Here is a 17,887-nt window from a genome sequence, read left to right on the forward strand (position 1 = left end):
CGGCCTCTTCGCGGGCTTGCCCGCTCCCACAGGTACTGCACAGCATTCAATATCTGTGGGGTCCTTGTGGGAGCGGGCAAGCCCGCGAAGAGGCCGGTACAGGGATCAGGCGCGCGAGTCGCGCACCATGTCCACGTGCGGGATGCCGGCTTCGAGGAACTCTTCGCTGACTACGCGAAAGCCCAGCCGCTCGTAGAACGGCGTGGCGTGCACCTGGGCGCTGAGCATCTGCTGCTTCAGGTCGCGGTTCTGTGCTTCGACAATCACCGCGTTCATCAGCGCGTCACCCACCTTCAGCCCGCGCCAGTCCTTCAGCACCGAGACCCGGCCAATGGTGCCGTCAGGCAGCAGGCGCGCGGTGCCGATCGGGTAGTCGCCTTCCAGGGCCAGGAAGTGCGCGGCGGTCGGGTCGTCCGAGTCCCACTCCAGCTCCGGCGGCACGTGCTGTTCGGCAATGAACACCGCTTCGCGGATGCGGCGGATGTCGGCGTTGTCCTTGTGCCAGTCGGCGAGGCGCACACGAATCTTATTCATTGGCGAATCCCAGGCTTCCTTGTTTGACCAGCTGCTGTACCAGCATAAGGCCATCTTCATCCTGCAGCCATTCGCCCAGGTTGTCGATGTGCAGGGCGTCGGCTGCGCAAACCAGCTTCAGCAGCTCGCGCAGTTTGCCCGGCAGCGGGCAGCTGCGGCCGCTGGCGAACAGCAGCAGGTCTTCTTCGAACTCCGACCAGGCCAGGCGCGCGCTCGGATTGCGGATCAGGATGGCGCCTTGTTCCAGGGCATCGATCAGCTCTTCCTCAGACAGCTCTTCACCGACGATCTGCTCGGGGTAGCGTGGCTCGGTCATGAACTGACCGAACCAGGTCAGCAGCAGGTCCTTGTCGCCCATGTGCTTGTCGAGCAGCGCCTTGAGGCGGTCGAGGGCGTCGTGCTGGATCTGGTGCGGGTCGCTGACCGGCTGGGCATCGGCGTCGCTGTAGCGTTCTTCGTCGGGCAGGAACTGGCCGAGGAAATCGGTGAAGTGGGTCAGCACTTCGGCGGCGCTTGGCGCGCGGAAGCCTACCGAGTAGGTCAGGCAGTCGTCCACGGCCACGCCGTAGTGGGCCAGGCGTGGTGGCAGGTAGAGCATGTCGCCCGGCTCCAGGGTCCACTCATCGCTCTGCTCGAAGTCGGCGAGGATGCGCAGGTCGGCGTGCTCCAGCAGCGAGCTGTCGCTGCTGCACATCTGGCCGATTTTCCAGTTGCGCTGGCCGTGGCCCTGCAGCAGGAACACGTCGTAGTTGTCGAAATGCGGGCCGACGCTGCCACCGGGGGCGGCGAAGCTGATCATCACGTCATCGATGCGCCAGCTGGGCAGGAAGCGGAAGTTTTCCAGCAGTTCGGCTACTTCCGGGACGAACTGGTCCACGGCCTGCACCAGCAGGGTCCAGTCCTTTTCCGGCAGCTCGGCAAAGGTATCTTCGGTGAACGGGCCGCGACGCAGCTCCCACGGGTGCGCGCCGTGCTCGAGCACGATACGCGACTCTACTTCCTCTTCCAGGGCCAGGCCGGCCAGCTCGTCGGGGTCGATCGGGCTGATGAAGTCCGGGAAGGCCTGGCGCACCAGCAGCGGCTTCTTCTGCCAGTAGTCGCGCATGAATTCGCGGGCCGAGATGCCGCCCAGCAGCTGCAGTGGAGTATCAGGATTCATGTTCAACCTATTGAAAAAATGTAATTTTCGTTCGGGAATAAAAACGCCCGGCCAGGCCGGGCGTTGAACGCGACGGTCAGCTTAGATGCGTTTGGCCTGTGCTGCCGCGTTGCCGATGTAGGTAGCAGGGGTCAGCTGCTTGAGCTCGGCCTTGGCTTCGGCTGGCATGTCCAGGCCGTCGATGAAGGTCAGCAGCGCTTCTGGGGTGATGCCCTTGCCACGGGTCAGCTCTTTGAGCTTCTCGTAGGGGTTTTCGATGTTGAAGCGGCGCATCACGGTCTGGATCGGCTCGGCCAGCACTTCCCAGCAGGCGTCCAGGTCGGCGGCGATGCGGGCTTCGTTGACTTCCAGCTTGCCGATGCCTTTCAGGCTGGCTTCGTAGGCGATGACGCTGTGGGCAAAGCCCACGCCCAGGTTGCGCAGCACGGTGGAGTCGGTCAGGTCACGCTGCCAGCGCGAGATCGGCAGCTTGCTGGCCAGGTGCTGGAACAGCGCGTTGGCGATACCCAGGTTGCCTTCGGAGTTTTCGAAGTCGATCGGGTTGACCTTGTGCGGCATGGTCGACGAGCCGATTTCACCGGCAACGGTCTTCTGCTTGAAGTAGCCCAGCGAAATGTAGCCCCACACATCGCGATCGAAGTCGATCAGGATGGTGTTGAAGCGAGCGATGGCGTCGAACAGCTCGGCGATGTAGTCGTGCGGCTCGATCTGGGTGGTGTACGGGTTGAACTGCAGGCCCAGCTCGTCTTCGATGAAGGCGCGGGCGTTCTGCTCCCAGTCGATCTGCGAGTAGGCCGACAGGTGGGCGTTGTAGTTGCCCACGGCACCGTTGATCTTGCCCAGCAGCGGTACGGCGGCAACCTGGGCGATCTGGCGCTCCAGGCGGTACACGACGTTGGCCAGTTCCTTGCCCAGGGTGGTCGGCGAAGCCGGCTGGCCGTGGGTGCGCGACAGCATCGGCACGTCGGCGTGGGCGTGGGCCAGGGCGCGGATGGCGTCGGCGATCTGGCGCATCAGCGGCAGCAGCACTTCGTCACGGCCGGCGCGCAGCATCAGGGCGTGGGACAGGTTGTTGATGTCCTCGCTGGTGCAGGCGAAGTGGATGAACTCGCTGACCTTGGCCAGCTCAGGCAGCTTGGCGGCCTGCTCCTTGAGGAGGTATTCGATCGCCTTGACGTCGTGGTTGGTGGTGCGCTCGATTTCCTTGACGCGTTCGGCGTGCTCGAGCTTGAAGTCGGTGGCCAGGCTGTCCAGCAGGGCGTTGGCTTCGGCGGAGAACGCCGGCACTTCGCCGATCTGCGGGTGGGCGGCCAGGCGCTGCAGCCAGCGCACTTCGACCAGGGCGCGGAAACGGATCAGGCCGAATTCGCTGAAAATGGGGCGCAAGGCCTGGGTTTTGCCGGCATAACGGCCGTCTACAGGGGAAACCGCAGTGAGCGAAGAAAGCTGCATGGGGTGTTCTCGGACAGTCAGGCTTTTGGAAGGGCGCATATCATACATGAAAAATGCGCTCAGGTCGGGTGGCTGACCAAAGGTCGGGCCATAAATCAGCTGTGCATTGTGCATTGCCTGTTCTGGCCCTATCACCGGCAAGCCAGCTCCCACAGGTACGGCACCGGCCTTGAGCACAGTGCATATCCTGTGGGAGCTGGCTTGCCGGCGATGAGGCCGGAACTGTCAGCCCCTGTCAGGAGGGGCTGCGCATCATGTCGTACAGTTCGTTCAACAGCTTGCGCCGGCTGAATACCAGCTGCCAGCGGTGCCCGCCCAGCTGGCGCCACAGGCGTGCGGCGCGGATGCCGGCCAGCAGCAGGGCGCGGATTTTCGAGGCGTTGCTGGCCTGCTGCAGGAAGCGCATGTCGCCATGTACCTGGATGCGCTGGCGCAAGGTGCTCAGGGTGTCCTGGTACAAGGCTCCACTGGAAGCGATGACGTTTTCATGAACCAGGCCGAAATGCTCGGCCTGGGACTGGATTTGCGGCAGGCGGTTGCCGATGGTGTCGAGCAGGTCGCCACGCTTGTTCAGCTGGCGCTCCAGGCCCAGCATCGACAGGGCGTAGCGCAGCGGCTCGCGCTGCAGGCTGCTGGGGTCGCGCTCCAGCGCGCCGACCAGCGCGCGATAGCCGTCGCGCAGGTTCAGGTCGTCACCGCCGAACACCTCCAGGGTGTCCTTGGGGTCACGGACCAGCAGGCTGCCGAGCATGCAGCCGATGTTGGCCTCGCTGGCCTGGCCGGTGCGGGCGATGCGGTCGACCAGTACGGCGGCCTGGAACACACCGCCCAACGCAATCAGCTGCTCCTGCAGGTTGCTCATGCGCGCGGGCTCCACGGCTCGGCGGCTTCGATCACGCCGCCGCCCAGGCACACTTCGCCGTCGTAGAACACCACCGACTGGCCCGGGGTAACGGCGCGTTGCGGTTCGTCGAACACTGCGCGGTAACCGCTTTCGGTGAGTTCCAGGGTGCACTGCTGGTCGCTCTGGCGGTAGCGCACCTTGGCGGTGAGCTGGCGCGGGCTGCCGAGGTCGACCGGGTTGACCCAGAAAATTTCCGAAGCGAGCAGGGCGCGGGAGAACAACCACGGGTGTTCATTGCCCTGGCCGACCACCAGCACGTTGCGGGTCAGGTCCTTGTGCAGCACGTACCACGGCTCGTCACCGGCGTCCTTCAGGCCGCCAATGCCCAGGCCCTGGCGCTGGCCGATGGTGTGGTACATCAGCCCGTGGTGGCGGCCGATCACTTCACCGTCGGTGGTCTCGATGTTGCCCGGCTGGGCCGGCAGGTATTGCTTGAGGAAGTCGCTGAAGCGGCGCTCGCCGATGAAGCAGATGCCGGTGGAGTCCTTCTTCTTGGCGGTGGCCAGGCCGTGCTTTTCGGCAATGGCGCGTACTTCGGGCTTTTCCAGCTCGCCAACCGGGAACAGGGTGCGGGCGATTTCCTTGCCGCCGACGGCGTGCAGGAAGTAGCTCTGGTCCTTGTTCGGGTCCAGGCCCTTGAGCAGTTCGGTGAGCTCGCCGGTGTCGCGGCGGCGCACGTAGTGGCCGGTGGCGATCAGGTCGGCACCCAGCGACAGGGCGTAGTCAAGGAACGCCTTGAACTTGATTTCGCGGTTGCAGAGGATGTCCGGGTTGGGCGTGCGGCCGGCCTTGTACTCTTCGAGGAAGTGCTCGAACACGTTGTCCCAGTATTCGGCGGCGAAGTTGGCGGTGTGCAGCTTGATGCCGATGCGGTCGCACACGGCCTGGGCGTCGGCCAGGTCTTCACGGGCGGTGCAGTATTCGGTGCCGTCGTCTTCTTCCCAGTTCTTCATGAACAGCCCTTCCACCTGGTAGCCCTGCTCCATGAGCAGAAGGGCGGAGACGGAAGAGTCCACGCCGCCGGACATGCCGACGATAACGCGGGTCTTGGCGGGGTCTTTGAGTGCTGGGCTGGTCATGGTTACCGGTGTGTATCAAGGGGGAAAAACGCCGATTCTATCAAACCTGCGGCGGCGCGTCAGTCGCGCAGCAGGTCGAGGCTGTGCAAGGGGCCTTTCAGGTAGTCGTCGAGGCAGCGTGGCACCAGCTCGCTGCGCCAGCGGGCGGGGGCGGCCAGCAGTTCGTCGCGGGTCAGCCACACGGCGCGGACGATGTCGCTGTCCAGCGCCAGGTCGGCGTGATGGCGCACGGGGCGGGCGGCGAAGCAGATGCGCTGGTAGGTCACGCCGTTGCTTGGGGCGGTGTACAGGTAGATGCCGACCACGCCGGTGAGCTCGACTTCCCAGGCGGTTTCTTCGAGGGTTTCGCGCAGGGCGGCCTGGGGCAGGGTCTCGTTGGGTTCGAGGTGGCCGGCGGGCTGGTTGAAGACATGCTGGTTGGCTTTGAATTCTTCGACGAAGAGGAACTTGCCTTCGTGTTCGACGATGGTGGCGACGGTGATGTGGGGTTGCCAGGTCATTTGTATGTCCCTTCAGATTGGTGGGGCCGCTTTGCGGCCCATCGCCGGCAAGCCAGCTCCCACAGGTGCAGTGCAAGCTTGAGGCATTCACAATACCTGTGGGAGCTGGCTTGCCGGCGATGGGTTGCAGAGCAACCCCATTTCCCAGAAAGCACAAACCCCGGTGCGTGGCCGGGGTTTGTGCTGTTACTTCAAGCGAACCTTACAGGGCGGCAATGGCGCTGTTCAGGGTCTGGCTTGGGCGCATCACCTTGGCGGTCAGCTCGGCATCCGGGGCGTAGTAGCCACCGATGTCGGCCGGCTTGCCCTGGACGGCGTTGAGCTCGGCGACGATGGTCTCCTCGTTCTCGGTCAGGGTCTTGGCCAGTGGTGCGAAGCGTGCCTGCAGGGCAGCGTCGTCGTTCTGCGCAGCCAGGGCCTGGGCCCAGTACAGGGTCAGGTAGAAGTGGCTGCCGCGGTTGTCGATACCACCGACTTTGCGCGAAGGCGACTTGTTGGTGTCGAGGAACTTGCCGGTGGCCTGGTCCAGGGTGTTGGCCAGCACTTTGGCGCGCGGGTTGTCGTAGGTGTTGCCCAGGTGCTCCAGGGAAGCGGCCAAGGCCAGGAATTCACCCAGCGAGTCCCAACGCAGGAAGTTCTCTTCCACCAGCTGCTGCACGTGCTTCGGTGCCGAACCGCCGGCGCCGGTTTCGAACAGGCCGCCACCGCTCATCAGCGGCACGATCGACAGCATCTTGGCGCTGGTGCCCAGCTCCATGATCGGGAACAGGTCGGTCAGGTAGTCACGCAGCACGTTGCCGGTCACCGAGATGGTGTCCTTGCCTTCGCGGATGCGGGCCAGGGAGAACTTGATGGCGTCTACCGGTGCCAGGATGCGGATGTCCAGGCCGGAGGTGTCGTGATCCTTCAGGTACTTCTGCACCTTCTCGATCATCACGCCGTCGTGGGCGCGGGCCGGGTCCAGCCAGAACACTGCAGGGGTGTTGCTCAGGCGGGCACGGTTGACGGCCAGCTTGACCCAGTCCTGGATCGGCGCGTCCTTGACCTGGCACATGCGGAAGATGTCGCCGGCTTCGACGTTCTGCTCGAGAACGACCTGGCCTTTGCTGTCGACCACGCGCACGACGCCGTCGGCCTTGATCTGGAAGGTCTTGTCGTGGGAGCCGTATTCTTCGGCCTTCTGTGCCATCAGGCCGACGTTCGGTACGCTGCCCATGGTGGTCGGGTCGAAGGCGCCGTTGGCCTTGCAGTCTTCGATGGTGGCCTGGTAGATGCCGGCGTAGCAGCGGTCCGGGATGATCGCCTTGGCATCCTGCAGTTCGCCGGCGGCGTTCCACATCTTGCCCGAGTCACGGATCATGGCCGGCATCGAGGCGTCGACGATGACGTCGCTCGGCACGTGCAGGTTGGTGATGCCTTTGTCGGAGTTGACCATGGCCAGGGCCGGACGCTGGGCGTACAGGGCCTGGATGTCGGCTTCGATCTCGGCCTGCTTCTCGGCTGGCAGGTCCTTGATGCGGGCGTACAGGTCGCCGATGCCGTTGTTGGCGTTGAAGCCTACTTCAGCCAGGGCGGCGGCGTGCTTGGCCAGCACGTCGTTGTAGAACTCTTCGACGATGACGCCGAACATGATCGGGTCGGAGACCTTCATCATGGTGGCTTTCAGGTGTACCGACAGCAGCACGCCAGAAGCCTTGGCATCGGCGATCTGCTCGGCGATGAAGGCTTTCAGGGCCTTGCGGCTCATGGTGGCACAGTCGATGACTTCGGCAGCTTTTACCGCAGTCTTTTCTTTCAGTACGGTGGTGTTGCCGTCTTTGCCGACCAGCTCGATGCGCAGGCTGTCGTCAGCTTCGATCAGTGCGGCTTTCTCGCTGCCGTAGAAGTCGCCCTGGGTCATGTGGGCAACGTGCGACTTGGAGTCGGCAGCCCAGGCGCCCATCTTGTGCGGGTGCTTGCGGGCGTAGTTCTTGACCGACAGCGGCGCGCGGCGGTCGGAGTTGCCTTCGCGCAGGACCGGGTTCACGGCGGAACCTTTGATGCGGTCGTAGCGGGCGCGGGATTCTTTCTCTTCCGCGGTGGCCGGCTCGTCGGCGTAGTCAGGGATGTTGAAGCCTTTGCCCTGCAGTTCCTTGATCGCGGCTTTCAGCTGCGGTACCGAGGCACTGATGTTCGGCAGCTTGATGATGTTGGCTTCAGGGGTGGTAGCCAGCTGGCCCAGTTCCGCCAGGTGATCGCCTACTTGCTTCTCTGCGCCCAGTTGCTCCGGGAAGGCGGCGAGGATACGGCCAGCCAGGGAGATGTCGCGGGTTTCGACGGCGATGTCAGCCGAAGCGGTGAAGGCTTCGATGATCGGCAGCAGCGAGTAAGTGGCGAGGGCGGGGGCTTCGTCGGTGAAGGTATAGATGATCTTGGAACGGGTGGGCATGCGGGTTAACTCTCTGTGTGCTGAGCGTGCTCGAGTCTCGTGGTGCGCAGGGTAGGCGCATCGCCCTGGCAACGCCATGAGCGGAAAGTCGAGAGGCTGCGAGCGGTGATGGTGGATGCATCAGTCGAGCGTCAAGTGCTGGGCTGCGGTAACAGTCCAGGCTTCGTGGCCAGGCTTTGTGTCCATTCATGGCCAAGGGCGGTCCGCATTTTTCCAAGGGATCGCCCCGATGACCCTTCGGTCGCGGCGGAGTATACCAAACCATTCGGGCTAATCAGCAAGGCCAAGTGATATCGGCCCATTTATAAGACCAAAGACTAAGCGGCAATGTGGCGGGTTGTCGCATGCCTTGCAGGTCGGCAGATGTGGTTTAGGCTCAGTGGATCGCATGATGTCCAATCACACCCGACAGCGGAGTAGTGCAAGCATGGGATACCAGAAAATCAAGGTTCCGACCGACGGCGCGAAGATCACCGTCAATGCAGACCATTCGCTCAACGTTCCTGACAACCCGATCATTCCTTATATCGAGGGCGACGGGATTGGCGTCGATGTCTCGCCGGTAATGATAAAAGTGGTCGACGCCGCCGTGCAGAAGGCCTACGGCGGCAAACGAAAGATCGCCTGGATGGAGGTATACGCCGGCGAAAAAGCCACCCAGGTGTACGACCAGGACACCTGGCTGCCCCAGGAAACCCTCGATGCCGTGCGTGATTACGTGGTGTCGATCAAGGGGCCGCTGACCACCCCGGTGGGCGGCGGTATCCGTTCGCTCAACGTGGCCTTGCGCCAGCAACTGGACCTGTACGTGTGCCTGCGCCCGGTGCTGTGGTTCCAGGGCGTGCCCAGTCCGGTGAAAAAACCCGGCGATGTGGACATGGTGATCTTCCGCGAGAACTCCGAGGACATCTATGCCGGCATCGAGTGGAAGGCCGGTTCGCCCGAGGCGAACAAGGTGATCAAGTTCCTCAAGGAGGAAATGGGCGTTACCAAGATCCGCTTCGACCAGGACTGTGGCATTGGCGTCAAGCCGGTGTCGAAGGAAGGCACCAAGCGCCTGGTGCGCAAGGCGCTGCAGTACGTGGTGGACAACGACCGCGAGTCGCTGACCCTGGTGCACAAGGGCAACATCATGAAGTTCACCGAGGGTGCCTTCAAGGACTGGGGCTATGAAGTGGCGCGCGACGAGTTCGGGGCCGAGCTGCTCGATGGTGGCCCATGGATGAAGTTCAAGAACCCCAAGAGCGGCCGCGAGGTCATCGTCAAGGACGCCATCGCCGACGCCATGCTGCAGCAGATCCTGCTGCGCCCGGCCGAGTACGACGTGATCGCCACCCTCAACCTCAACGGTGACTACCTGTCCGATGCCCTGGCGGCGGAAGTGGGCGGTATTGGCATTGCGCCGGGTGCCAACCTGTCCGACACCGTGGCCATGTTCGAGGCCACCCACGGCACCGCGCCCAAGTATGCCGGGCAGGACAAGGTCAACCCGGGTTCGGTGATCCTGTCGGCGGAGATGATGCTGCGGCACATGGGCTGGACCGAGGCGGCGGACCTGATCATCAAGGGTACCAATGGCGCGATTGCTGCCAAGACCGTGACCTATGACTTCGAACGCCTGATGGACGGCGCCAGGCTGGTGAGCAGTTCAGGCTTTGGCGATGAAATGATCAAGCATATGTAAGGCAACGGAAAACCGGCCGCTTCCAGTCAGGAGGCGGCCGGTTTTTTCGTGTACCGGCAGGCGGCGCGGCAGTTCAGGCGTCGGCAGTGCTGCTGGTGTGCGGAGCCCTGGCGGCCGCGGCGGCAGTGGCGCTGCTGATATTCACCGCGTGCAGGCCTTTGGGGCCCTGGACGATGTCGAAGCTCACGGCCTGGCCGGCCTTGAGCGTCTTGTACCCGTCCATCTGGATGGCTGAATAATGAGCGAACAAGTCGTCAGTCTTGCCCTCTTCATTGATGAATCCGTAGCCCTTGGCATTGTTGAACCACTTGACTTTACCGCTTGCCATCCCTATGTCCCTCTGCAAAGGACTCCATCACTGGAGTATCATCCACTTCATCCGCATACGAACCATGCGAAAAATCTGGTTGACTGCGCGGATCTTTATCGACCACGGTGGGTTCTTATTGGTTGTAACACCGTTTTGCCGATAGTCAAGGTCGCCCGGCGCCTGCGCTGGCCGTGCCCTTCGCAGTCAACCCACAACCTTAACCTGTCGCTCATGATGAAATTCTTTCCATGCATGCACCTAGTGAGATTCGACTAACATTCAATCAGGATCGCCCGCAATCGAATGAGGACGACGGCTCGGGTCTTGCAGTTCAGGAAGCCAAGCCGATCCTGCAGGCGCCACCGATGTACAAGGTGGTTTTGTTCAACGATGACTACACGCCGATGGATTTCGTCGTCGAAGTGCTCGAGACGTTCTTCAATCTGAACCGCGAGCTGGCGACCAAGATCATGCTGACCGTCCATACCGAAGGGCGGGCAGTGTGCGGATTGTTTACCCGTGACATCGCCGAAACAAAGGCTATGCAGGTCAACCAATACGCCAGGGAAAGCCAGCATCCGCTACTCTGTGAAATCGAGAAGGACGGTTAATCGCCGACCACTTGGGTATGAGGTGAAGCTATGTTAAACCGCGAGCTCGAAGTCACCCTCAATCTTGCCTTCAAGGAGGCTCGTTCGAAGCGTCATGAGTTCATGACCGTCGAACATTTGCTGCTGGCACTCCTTGACAATGAGGCTGCCGCGACCGTTCTGCGCGCCTGTGGCGCCAATCTCGACAAACTCAAGCACGACCTGCAAGAGTTCATCGATTCCACTACACCCCTGATCCCGGTCAACGACGAAGATCGCGAAACCCAGCCGACCCTGGGCTTCCAGCGTGTACTGCAGCGTGCCGTGTTCCACGTGCAAAGCTCTGGCAAGCGTGAAGTCACCGGCGCCAACGTGCTGGTGGCGATCTTCAGCGAACAGGAAAGCCAGGCCGTGTTCCTGCTCAAGCAGCAGAGCGTGGCCCGCATCGACGTGGTCAACTACATCGCCCATGGCATCTCCAAGGTGCCGGGCCATGGTCCGCATTCCGAAAACGACCAGGAAATGCAGGACGAAGAGGGCGGCGATACCGCCTCTTCGAGCAACCCGCTGGATGCCTATGCCAGCAACCTGAACGAACTGGCCCGTGCCGGCCGTATCGACCCGCTGGTAGGCCGCGAGCAGGAAGTGGAGCGCGTGGCGCAAATCCTTGCCCGTCGGCGCAAGAACAACCCGCTGCTGGTGGGTGAGGCAGGTGTGGGCAAGACCGCCATCGCCGAAGGCCTGGCCAAGCGTATCGTCGATGGCCAGGTGCCCGATTTGCTGGCGCAGAGCGTGGTGTATTCCCTCGACCTCGGCGCACTGCTGGCGGGTACCAAATACCGTGGCGATTTCGAGAAGCGCTTCAAGGCGCTGCTCGGCGAGCTGCGCAAGCGCCCGCAGGCGATCCTGTTCATCGACGAAATCCACACCATCATTGGTGCCGGTGCGGCGTCGGGCGGGGTGATGGATGCGTCCAACCTGCTCAAGCCATTGCTGTCGTCCGGTGAGATCCGTTGCATCGGTTCGACTACGTTCCAGGAATTCCGCGGCATCTTCGAGAAGGACCGTGCCCTGGCGCGGCGCTTCCAGAAGGTCGATGTCAGTGAGCCGTCGGTCGAAGACACCGTGGGCATCCTGCGTGGCCTGAAAGGCCGCTTCGAAAGCCACCACAACATCGAGTACAGCGACGAAGCCTTGCGCGCCGCCGCTGAACTGGCCTCGCGCTACATCAATGACCGGCACATGCCCGACAAGGCCATCGACGTGATTGACGAAGCCGGTGCCTACCAGCGCCTGCAGCCGGAGGCCAACCGCGTCAAGCGCATCGATGTGCCGCAGGTCGAAGACATCGTCGCCAAGATCGCGCGGATTCCGCCGAAGCACGTCACCAGTTCCGACAAGGAACTGCTGCGCAACCTCGAGCGTGACCTGAAGTTGACCGTATTTGGTCAGGACCAGGCGATCGATTCGCTGGCCACCGCCATCAAGCTGTCCCGCGCCGGCCTCAAGTCGCCGGACAAGCCTGTCGGTTCGTTCCTGTTCGCCGGCCCGACCGGCGTCGGCAAGACCGAAGCAGCACGGCAGCTGGCCAAGGCGCTGGGCGTGGAGCTGGTGCGCTTCGACATGTCCGAGTACATGGAGCGCCACACCGTGTCGCGCCTGATCGGTGCGCCTCCTGGCTATGTTGGCTTCGACCAGGGTGGTTTGCTGACCGAGGCGATCACCAAGCAACCGCACTGCGTATTGCTGCTCGACGAAATCGAGAAGGCTCACCCGGAAGTCTTCAACCTGCTGCTGCAGGTGATGGACCACGGCACCCTGACCGACAACAACGGGCGCAAGGCCGACTTCCGCAACGTGATCCTGATCATGACCACCAACGCTGGCGCAGAAACCGCCGCGCGGGCCTCGATCGGCTTTACTCATCAGGACCATGCGTCCGATGCCATGGAAGTCATCCGCAAGAGCTTCACGCCGGAGTTCCGCAACCGCCTGGACACCATCATCCAGTTTGGTCGCCTGAGCCACGAGACGATCAAGAGCATCGTCGACAAGTTCCTTATCGAACTGCAGGCGCAGCTGGAAGACAAGCGAGTGCTGCTGGAAGTCAGCGATGATGCACGCGGCTGGCTGGCGGCTTCGGGCTACGACGTGCAGATGGGTGCGCGGCCGATGGCGCGGCTGATCCAGGACAAGATCAAGCGGCCGCTGGCCGAGGAGATCCTGTTTGGCGAACTGGCCGAGCATGGTGGCGTGGTGCACGTCGACCTGCGCGATGGCGAACTGGTGTTCGACTTCGAGACCACGGCTGAGGTTGCGTGACAGATGGGGCCGCTATGCGGCCCTTCGCGGGCACGCCCGCTCCCACAGGGGGATAGCTATTACCTGTGGGAGCGGGCGTGCCCGCGAAGGGCTGCAAAGCAGCCCCCCTACAATCTTGATGGCACAAAAAAGCCCGGCACATGGCCGGGCTTTTTCATGGCTTGAGCTTAGCGCGCACGGTAAGTGATGCGGCCCTTGCTCAGGTCGTAGGGCGTCAGTTCGACGCGGACCTTGTCGCCAGTGAGAATACGGATGTAGTTCTTGCGCATCTTTCCGGAGATGTGCGCGGTTACGACGTGCCCGTTTTCCAACTCCACGCGGAACATGGTGTTGGGCAGGGTGTCGACGACAGTACCTTCCATTTCGAAGCTGTCTTCTTTCGACATGCAGTAGAGCCCTCGGATCCAGTGTTGGCCCGACGCATAACCGCACCGGGCAAAAAAGTGGCGTGGATTATGCCCGAAAACTGTGTGTCAAGCCAATGCCTTTCAGTTGAGGGTGACCCAGCGCTGATTTATCAACAGTTCGATAGGCCGATACTGCGTCTTGTAGTTCATTTTCTTGCAGTTCTTGATCCAGTAACCCAGGTAAACCGCCTCCAGGTCCTGGCGCAGGGCTTCGGTGATCTGCCAGAGGATGGCGAAGCGGCCCAGGCTGCGGCGTTCTTCGTCCGGCTCGTAGAAGGTGTACACCGCCGACAGGCCGTTGGGCAGCAGGTCGCACACCGCTACCGCCATCAAGCGGCCTTCCAGGCGGAACTCGTAGAACCAGCAGAACGGCAGGTCGCGCACCAGGAAGGTGGAGAACTGGTCGCGGCTGGGTGGGTACATGTCACCGTCGGCGTGGCGCGTTTCGATATAGCGCCGGTACAGCTCGAAGTACTCTTCCTTGAATGCCGGGCGCGCGGCGGTCACGGTCAGGTCGGCATTGCGCTTGAGGATGCGCCGTTGCTGGCGATTGGGGATGAAACGCGCCGCCGGGATGCGTGCCGGCACGCAGGCATTGCAGTTCTGGCAATGCGGGCGGTACAGGTGGTCGCCACTACGGCGGAAGCCCATTTCCGACAAATCGGCGTACACGTGCACGTCCATCGGCTGGCTGGGGTCGAGGAACAGCGTGGTTGCCTGTTCGTCGGGCAGGTAGCTGCAGGAGTGGGGCTGAGTGGCATAGAACTTCAACCGCGCCAACTCTGTCATGATCAACCCCCTCGGTGAGACTTTGCTTTAAGTGTAAGCCAGCTATGGGAACTCGCCTAGGGACGCCATGTAGCGCTGTTGGGCTGGTCGAGGTGGCGTGCCAGGTAGCCGGCGAACTCGGCGCGGCTGATGGCGTGGGCGCCCAGGCTGTGCAGGTGGTTGGTCGGCATCTGGCAGTCGATGAGGACGAAGCCGGCCTGGCGCAGGTGGTTGACCAGGGTCACGAAGCCGACCTTGGAGGCGTTGTCGGCGCGGCTGAACATCGATTCGCCGAAGAACAGCTGGCCCATGGCCAGGCCGTACAGGCCGCCGACCAGCTCGCCATCCTGGCGCACCTCCACCGAATGGGCGATGCCGCGCCGGTGCAGCTCGCAGTAGGCGGCGCGCATGGTGTCGGTGATCCAGGTACCGTCGGCGTAGTCGCGTGGCGCGGCGCAGGCGGCGATCACCGCCGGAAAGTCGGTGTCGAAGCTGACCTGGTAACGACCCTGGCGCATCAGCTTGGCCAGCGAGCGCGACACGTGCAGCTGGTGCGGGAGCAGCACCGTGCGCGGGTCGGGTGACCACCAGAGGATCGGCTGGCCGTCCTGGTACCACGGGAAGCAGCCATGGCGATAGGCCTGCACCAGGCGCTCGGGGCTCAGGTCGCCGCCGGCAGCGAGCAGGCCGTTGGGGTCGTGCAGGGCCTTTTCCAGGGGCGGGAAGGTCAGCGAGTCGCGGGTCAGCCAGGTGAGCATGGTCTATCGTGCGGTGGGGGAGGGGAGAGGGCAGCATGGCGCGGGTGAAAAGCAGGGTCAATCTCTTTGGCTTCTTCGCGGGCGCGCCCGCTCCCACAGGCCATGTGCAGGCTCTGAAGCCTGCGGGGTTACCTGTGGGAGCGGGCAAGCCCGCGAAGAGGCCGGTACAGGCGATGAAAATAGGCAATTTCCTACACATTCATGAGACAGCAGGCACCATCCGCTACATTTGCTGTCACACCTGTGCAAAAACACAGCATAAGCCTTTGTCACAAAAGAAAATGCATGCTCAAATTGCAGCTATATGAAAGTCGCCCCCGGCCATACTCCCATCTGGCGTGCCGCCATGGCGGCTGGCGGGCAGTAATGTTAAAAGTAGTGGTTCATTGGCCGCACCGTCGGCCGATCACTATTGGACGCGCAGCACGCGCAGGAATAGACGCGTTTTGAAGAAATCCACCGCAACTCCAGCTCCCTTGCCCGTCCCCCTGTGGCGGCAGCAGCTGCATTATCGCCTCAAGGAAGGTGCGTTGATCGCTGTCGGCGCCCTGTGCCTGTACCTGTGGATGGCGCTGCTGACCTACGATACGTCGGACCCGGGCTTCAGCCACACCAGCAACGTCGACCAGGTGCAGAACGCCGCCGGGCGTGCCGGTGCGTACTTCGCCGACATCCTGTTCATGGTGCTGGGGTACTTCGCCTACATCTTCCCGCTGCTGCTGGCGATAAAGACCTGGCAGATCTTCCGCGAACGCCACCAGCCCTGGGACTGGAGCGGCTGGCTGTTCTCCTGGCGGCTGATCGGCCTGGTGTTCCTGGTGCTGTCTGGTGCGGCGCTGGCGCATATCCATTTCCACCCGCCGGCGAGCATGCCGTTCTCCGCCGGTGGCGCACTGGGCGAGAGCCTGGGCGACCTGGCGCGCAACCTGCTGAACGTGCAGGGCAGCACGCTGATGTTCATTGCCCTGTTCCTGTTCGGCCTGACCGTGTTCACCGACCTGTCGTGGTTCAAGGTGATGGACCTGACCGGCAAGATCACCCTCGACCTGTTCGAGCTGGTGCAGGGCGCCGCCAACCGTTGGTGGGAAGCACGCAACGAACGCAAGCGCCTGGAGGCGCAGCTGCGCGAGGATGAACCGGTGGTCAAGGCCGCGCCAATGGCCGCCGACAAGCGCGAACCGGCCAAGCCGGCGCTGCGCGAGCGCATCTTCAAGCGTGAAGAAGCACCTGCCCAGCCGGTCGAACCACGTGAGCCAACCCTGTCGCGCGAGCCTGTGGTGCCACGCGAGTCGCCGGCACCACGTGAGCCGGTAATCTCCCGCGAACAACCTGCCGCGGCCCCGATGATCGTGCCGCCGACACCCGCCAGGGCGCCGGAGCCGAGCAAGCGGGTGATGAAGGAGAAGCAGGCGCCGCTGTTCGTCGACAGCGCGGTGGAAGGCACCTTGCCGTCGATCTCCATCCTCGACCCGGCCGAACAGAAGAAGATCGAGTACTCGCCGGAATCCCTGGCCGGTGTCGGCCAGCTGCTGGAAATCAAACTCAAGGAATTCGGCGTGGAAGTGGCGGTGGACTCGATCCACCCTGGCCCGGTGATTACCCGTTACGAAATCCAGCCGGCCGCCGGCGTGAAGGTCAGCCGTATCGCCAACCTGGCCAAGGACCTGGCGCGTTCGCTGGCAGTGACCAGTGTGCGTGTGGTCGAGGTCATCCCCGGCAAGACCACCGTGGGTATCGAGATCCCCAACGAGAACCGGCAGATGGTGCGTTTCTCCGAAGTGCTGGCCACGCCGCAGTACGACGAGCAGAAATCGCCGGTCACCCTGGCCCTGGGTCATGACATCGGCGGCAAGCCGGTGATCACCGACCTGGCCAAGATGCCACACCTGCTGGTGGCCGGTACCACCGGTTCCGGTAAGTCGGTGGGTGTGAACGCGATGATCCTGTCGATCCTGTTCAAGTCCAGCCCGGAAGACGCGCGGCTGATCATGATCGACCCGAAAATGCTCGAACTGTCGATCTACGAGGGCATCCCGCACCTGCTGTGCCCGGTGGTCACCGACATGAAGGACGCCGCCAACGCCCTGCGCTGGAGCGTGGCCGAGATGGAGCGGCGCTACAAGCTGATGGCGGCCATGGGCGTGCGTAACCTGGCCGGCTTCAACCGCAAGATCAAGGACGCCCAGGAAGCCGGCGAAATCATCCATGACCCGCTGTACCGCCGCGAGAGCATGGACGACGAGCCGCCTGCACTGAAAACCCTGCCGACCATCGTGGTGGTGGTCGACGAATTCGCCGACATGATGATGATCGTCGGCAAGAAGGTCGAAGAGCTGATCGCCCGTATCGCCCAGAAGGCACGTGCGGCCGGTATCCACCTGATCCTCGCTACCCAGCGCCCGTCGGTGGACGTGATTACCGGCCTGATCAAGGCCAACATCCCGACCCGCATGGCGTTCCAGGTGTCGAGCAAGATCGACTCGCGGACCATCATCGACCAAGGTGGTGCCGAACAGCTGCTGGGCCACGGTGACATGCTGTACATGCCGCCGGGCACCAGCCTGCCGATTCGTGTGCACGGCGCGTTCGTCTCCGACGACGAGGTGCACCGCGTGGTGGAAGCGTGGAAGCTGCGCGGCGCCCCGGACTACAACGACGACATCCTCAACGGCGTCGAGGAGGCCGGCAGCGGCTTCGAAGGCGGCGGCGGTGGTGGCGATGGCGAAGATTCGGAAAGCGACGCCCTGTATGATGAGGCCGTGCAGTTCGTGCTGGAAAGCCGCCGCGCGTCCATCTCGGCCGTGCAGCGCAAACTGAAGATCGGCTACAACCGCGCCGCCCGCATGATCGAAGCCATGGAAATGGCCGGCGTGGTCACCCCCATGAACAGCAACGGCTCGCGGGAAGTGATAGCCCCGGGCGGCCCGCGCGACTGACGAACACCTTGCCGGGCGCCAACGGTGGCGCCCGGCCTTTTCAATGCTCGATGAGG

16 protein-coding genes are annotated in these 17,887 nt (G+C 63.0%); 5 read left to right on the forward strand and 11 right to left on the reverse strand.

The genetic code is table 11. The features are described 5' to 3' along the window. Nucleotides 1–105 precede the first annotated feature (105 nt). The 7 genes from CAG44_RS14310 to CAG44_RS14340 form a co-directional block, all read right to left on the reverse strand. Nucleotides 106–534, reverse strand: coding sequence for a GNAT family N-acetyltransferase (locus tag CAG44_RS14310; RefSeq protein ID WP_003258855.1), 429 nt, complete (start codon nt 532–534; stop codon nt 106–108). Next, entirely contained in the window at nt 527–1,693 is a 1,167-nt protein-coding gene (locus CAG44_RS14315; RefSeq protein ID WP_013973298.1) for a cupin domain-containing protein, read from the reverse strand. The genes CAG44_RS14310 and CAG44_RS14315 overlap by 8 nt, the downstream gene beginning before the upstream one ends. 81 nt (nt 1,694–1,774) lie before the next feature. Continuing rightward, nucleotides 1,775–3,145 carry an adenylosuccinate lyase gene (gene purB, locus CAG44_RS14320; protein ID WP_013973297.1) on the reverse strand — a complete coding sequence of 457 codons (1,371 nt, stop codon included), beginning with the start codon at nt 3,143–3,145 and terminating at the stop codon, nt 1,775–1,777. Between the two features lie 235 nt (nt 3,146–3,380). Next, entirely contained in the window at nt 3,381–4,007 is a 627-nt protein-coding gene (gene hflD, locus CAG44_RS14325) for a high frequency lysogenization protein HflD (RefSeq protein WP_015270973.1), read from the reverse strand. Continuing rightward, nucleotides 4,004–5,128, reverse strand: coding sequence for a tRNA 2-thiouridine(34) synthase MnmA (mnmA, locus tag CAG44_RS14330; RefSeq protein ID WP_075045646.1), 1,125 nt, complete (start codon nt 5,126–5,128; stop codon nt 4,004–4,006). Before mnmA ends, hflD begins: the two co-directional genes overlap by 4 nt. Nucleotides 5,129–5,187: 59 nt before the next feature. Then, complete coding sequence (locus CAG44_RS14335; RefSeq protein ID WP_085692383.1) at nt 5,188–5,628, reverse strand: NUDIX hydrolase; 441 nt, start codon at nt 5,626–5,628, stop codon at nt 5,188–5,190. A 202-nt stretch (nt 5,629–5,830) separates the two neighbouring features. Then, the gene (locus tag CAG44_RS14340; protein ID WP_085664675.1) at nt 5,831–8,056 is read right to left on the reverse strand and encodes an NADP-dependent isocitrate dehydrogenase; all 2,226 of its coding nucleotides are present in this window, start codon (nt 8,054–8,056) and stop codon (nt 5,831–5,833) included. Nucleotides 8,057–8,483: 427 nt separating this feature from the next. Here CAG44_RS14340 and icd point away from each other — a divergent pair, with 427 nt between their 5' ends. Then, complete coding sequence (icd, locus tag CAG44_RS14345) at nt 8,484–9,740, forward strand: NADP-dependent isocitrate dehydrogenase (protein ID WP_025339776.1); 1,257 nt, start codon at nt 8,484–8,486, stop codon at nt 9,738–9,740. 73 nt (nt 9,741–9,813) lie between these two features. On the opposite strand, the gene cspD is transcribed toward icd, so the two are convergent. Further along, nucleotides 9,814–10,068, reverse strand: a complete 255-nt coding sequence (gene cspD / locus CAG44_RS14350) for a cold shock domain-containing protein CspD (protein ID WP_025339775.1) — start codon at nt 10,066–10,068, stop codon at nt 9,814–9,816. A gap of 230 nt (nt 10,069–10,298) precedes the next feature. On the opposite strand from cspD, the gene clpS reads away from it, so the two are divergent. After that, entirely contained in the window at nt 10,299–10,661 is a 363-nt protein-coding gene (gene clpS, locus CAG44_RS14355; RefSeq protein ID WP_013973290.1) for an ATP-dependent Clp protease adapter ClpS, read from the forward strand. Nucleotides 10,662–10,691: 30 nt separating this feature from the next. Further along, nucleotides 10,692–12,962: an ATP-dependent Clp protease ATP-binding subunit ClpA gene (gene clpA / locus CAG44_RS14360; RefSeq protein ID WP_025339774.1), complete on the forward strand. Its 2,271-nt coding sequence runs from the start codon at nt 10,692–10,694 to the stop codon at nt 12,960–12,962. Between the two features lie 167 nt (nt 12,963–13,129). On the opposite strand, the gene infA is transcribed toward clpA, so the two are convergent. The 3 genes from infA to aat all read right to left on the reverse strand — a co-directional run bounded on the left by infA (nt 13,130) and on the right by aat (nt 14,895). Next, nucleotides 13,130–13,348: a translation initiation factor IF-1 gene (gene infA / locus CAG44_RS14365; RefSeq protein ID WP_002553999.1), complete on the reverse strand. Its 219-nt coding sequence runs from the start codon at nt 13,346–13,348 to the stop codon at nt 13,130–13,132. 102 nt (nt 13,349–13,450) lie between these two features. Continuing rightward, the gene (locus tag CAG44_RS14370; protein WP_013973288.1) at nt 13,451–14,158 is read right to left on the reverse strand and encodes an arginyltransferase; all 708 of its coding nucleotides are present in this window, start codon (nt 14,156–14,158) and stop codon (nt 13,451–13,453) included. A gap of 56 nt (nt 14,159–14,214) precedes the next feature. Further along, nucleotides 14,215–14,895: a leucyl/phenylalanyl-tRNA--protein transferase gene (gene aat, locus CAG44_RS14375; protein ID WP_085692384.1), complete on the reverse strand. Its 681-nt coding sequence runs from the start codon at nt 14,893–14,895 to the stop codon at nt 14,215–14,217. A 35-nt stretch (nt 14,896–14,930) separates the two neighbouring features. Between aat and CAG44_RS28015 the strand changes: the two genes are divergently transcribed. Together CAG44_RS28015 and CAG44_RS14380 are read left to right on the forward strand one after the other, a co-directional pair. Next, complete coding sequence (locus CAG44_RS28015) at nt 14,931–15,203, forward strand: hypothetical protein (RefSeq protein ID WP_143493902.1); 273 nt, start codon at nt 14,931–14,933, stop codon at nt 15,201–15,203. A gap of 78 nt (nt 15,204–15,281) precedes the next feature. Next, nucleotides 15,282–17,831 (forward strand): DNA translocase FtsK 4TM domain-containing protein, encoded by a 2,550-nt coding sequence (locus CAG44_RS14380; RefSeq protein WP_371257947.1) that lies wholly within the window; start codon nt 15,282–15,284, stop codon nt 17,829–17,831. The last annotated feature ends 56 nt before the right edge of the window (nt 17,832–17,887 follow it).

Origin of the sequence: Pseudomonas sp. B13(2017), from assembly GCF_002113245.1 — a bacterium.
Lineage (GTDB): Bacteria > Pseudomonadota > Gammaproteobacteria > Pseudomonadales > Pseudomonadaceae > Aquipseudomonas > Aquipseudomonas putida_Z.

Coding starts and splice junctions, on each gene's coding strand:
- CAG44_RS14310 (WP_003258855.1), bottom strand. CDS start 534: ATGAATAAGATTCGTGTGCGCCTCGCCGACTGGCACAAGGACAACGCC.
- CAG44_RS14315 (WP_013973298.1), bottom strand. CDS start 1,693: ATGAATCCTGATACTCCACTGCAGCTGCTGGGCGGCATCTCGGCCCGC.
- purB (WP_013973297.1), bottom strand. CDS start 3,145: ATGCAGCTTTCTTCGCTCACTGCGGTTTCCCCTGTAGACGGCCGTTAT.
- hflD (WP_015270973.1), bottom strand. CDS start 4,007: ATGAGCAACCTGCAGGAGCAGCTGATTGCGTTGGGCGGTGTGTTCCAG.
- mnmA (WP_075045646.1), bottom strand. CDS start 5,128: ATGACCAGCCCAGCACTCAAAGACCCCGCCAAGACCCGCGTTATCGTC.
- CAG44_RS14335 (WP_085692383.1), bottom strand. CDS start 5,628: ATGACCTGGCAACCCCACATCACCGTCGCCACCATCGTCGAACACGAA.
- CAG44_RS14340 (WP_085664675.1), bottom strand. CDS start 8,056: ATGCCCACCCGTTCCAAGATCATCTATACCTTCACCGACGAAGCCCCC.
- icd (WP_025339776.1), top strand. CDS start 8,484: ATGGGATACCAGAAAATCAAGGTTCCGACCGACGGCGCGAAGATCACC.
- cspD (WP_025339775.1), bottom strand. CDS start 10,068: ATGGCAAGCGGTAAAGTCAAGTGGTTCAACAATGCCAAGGGCTACGGA.
- clpS (WP_013973290.1), top strand. CDS start 10,299: ATGCATGCACCTAGTGAGATTCGACTAACATTCAATCAGGATCGCCCG.
- clpA (WP_025339774.1), top strand. CDS start 10,692: ATGTTAAACCGCGAGCTCGAAGTCACCCTCAATCTTGCCTTCAAGGAG.
- infA (WP_002553999.1), bottom strand. CDS start 13,348: ATGTCGAAAGAAGACAGCTTCGAAATGGAAGGTACTGTCGTCGACACC.
- CAG44_RS14370 (WP_013973288.1), bottom strand. CDS start 14,158: ATGACAGAGTTGGCGCGGTTGAAGTTCTATGCCACTCAGCCCCACTCC.
- aat (WP_085692384.1), bottom strand. CDS start 14,895: ATGCTCACCTGGCTGACCCGCGACTCGCTGACCTTCCCGCCCCTGGAA.
- CAG44_RS28015 (WP_143493902.1), top strand. CDS start 14,931: ATGGCGCGGGTGAAAAGCAGGGTCAATCTCTTTGGCTTCTTCGCGGGC.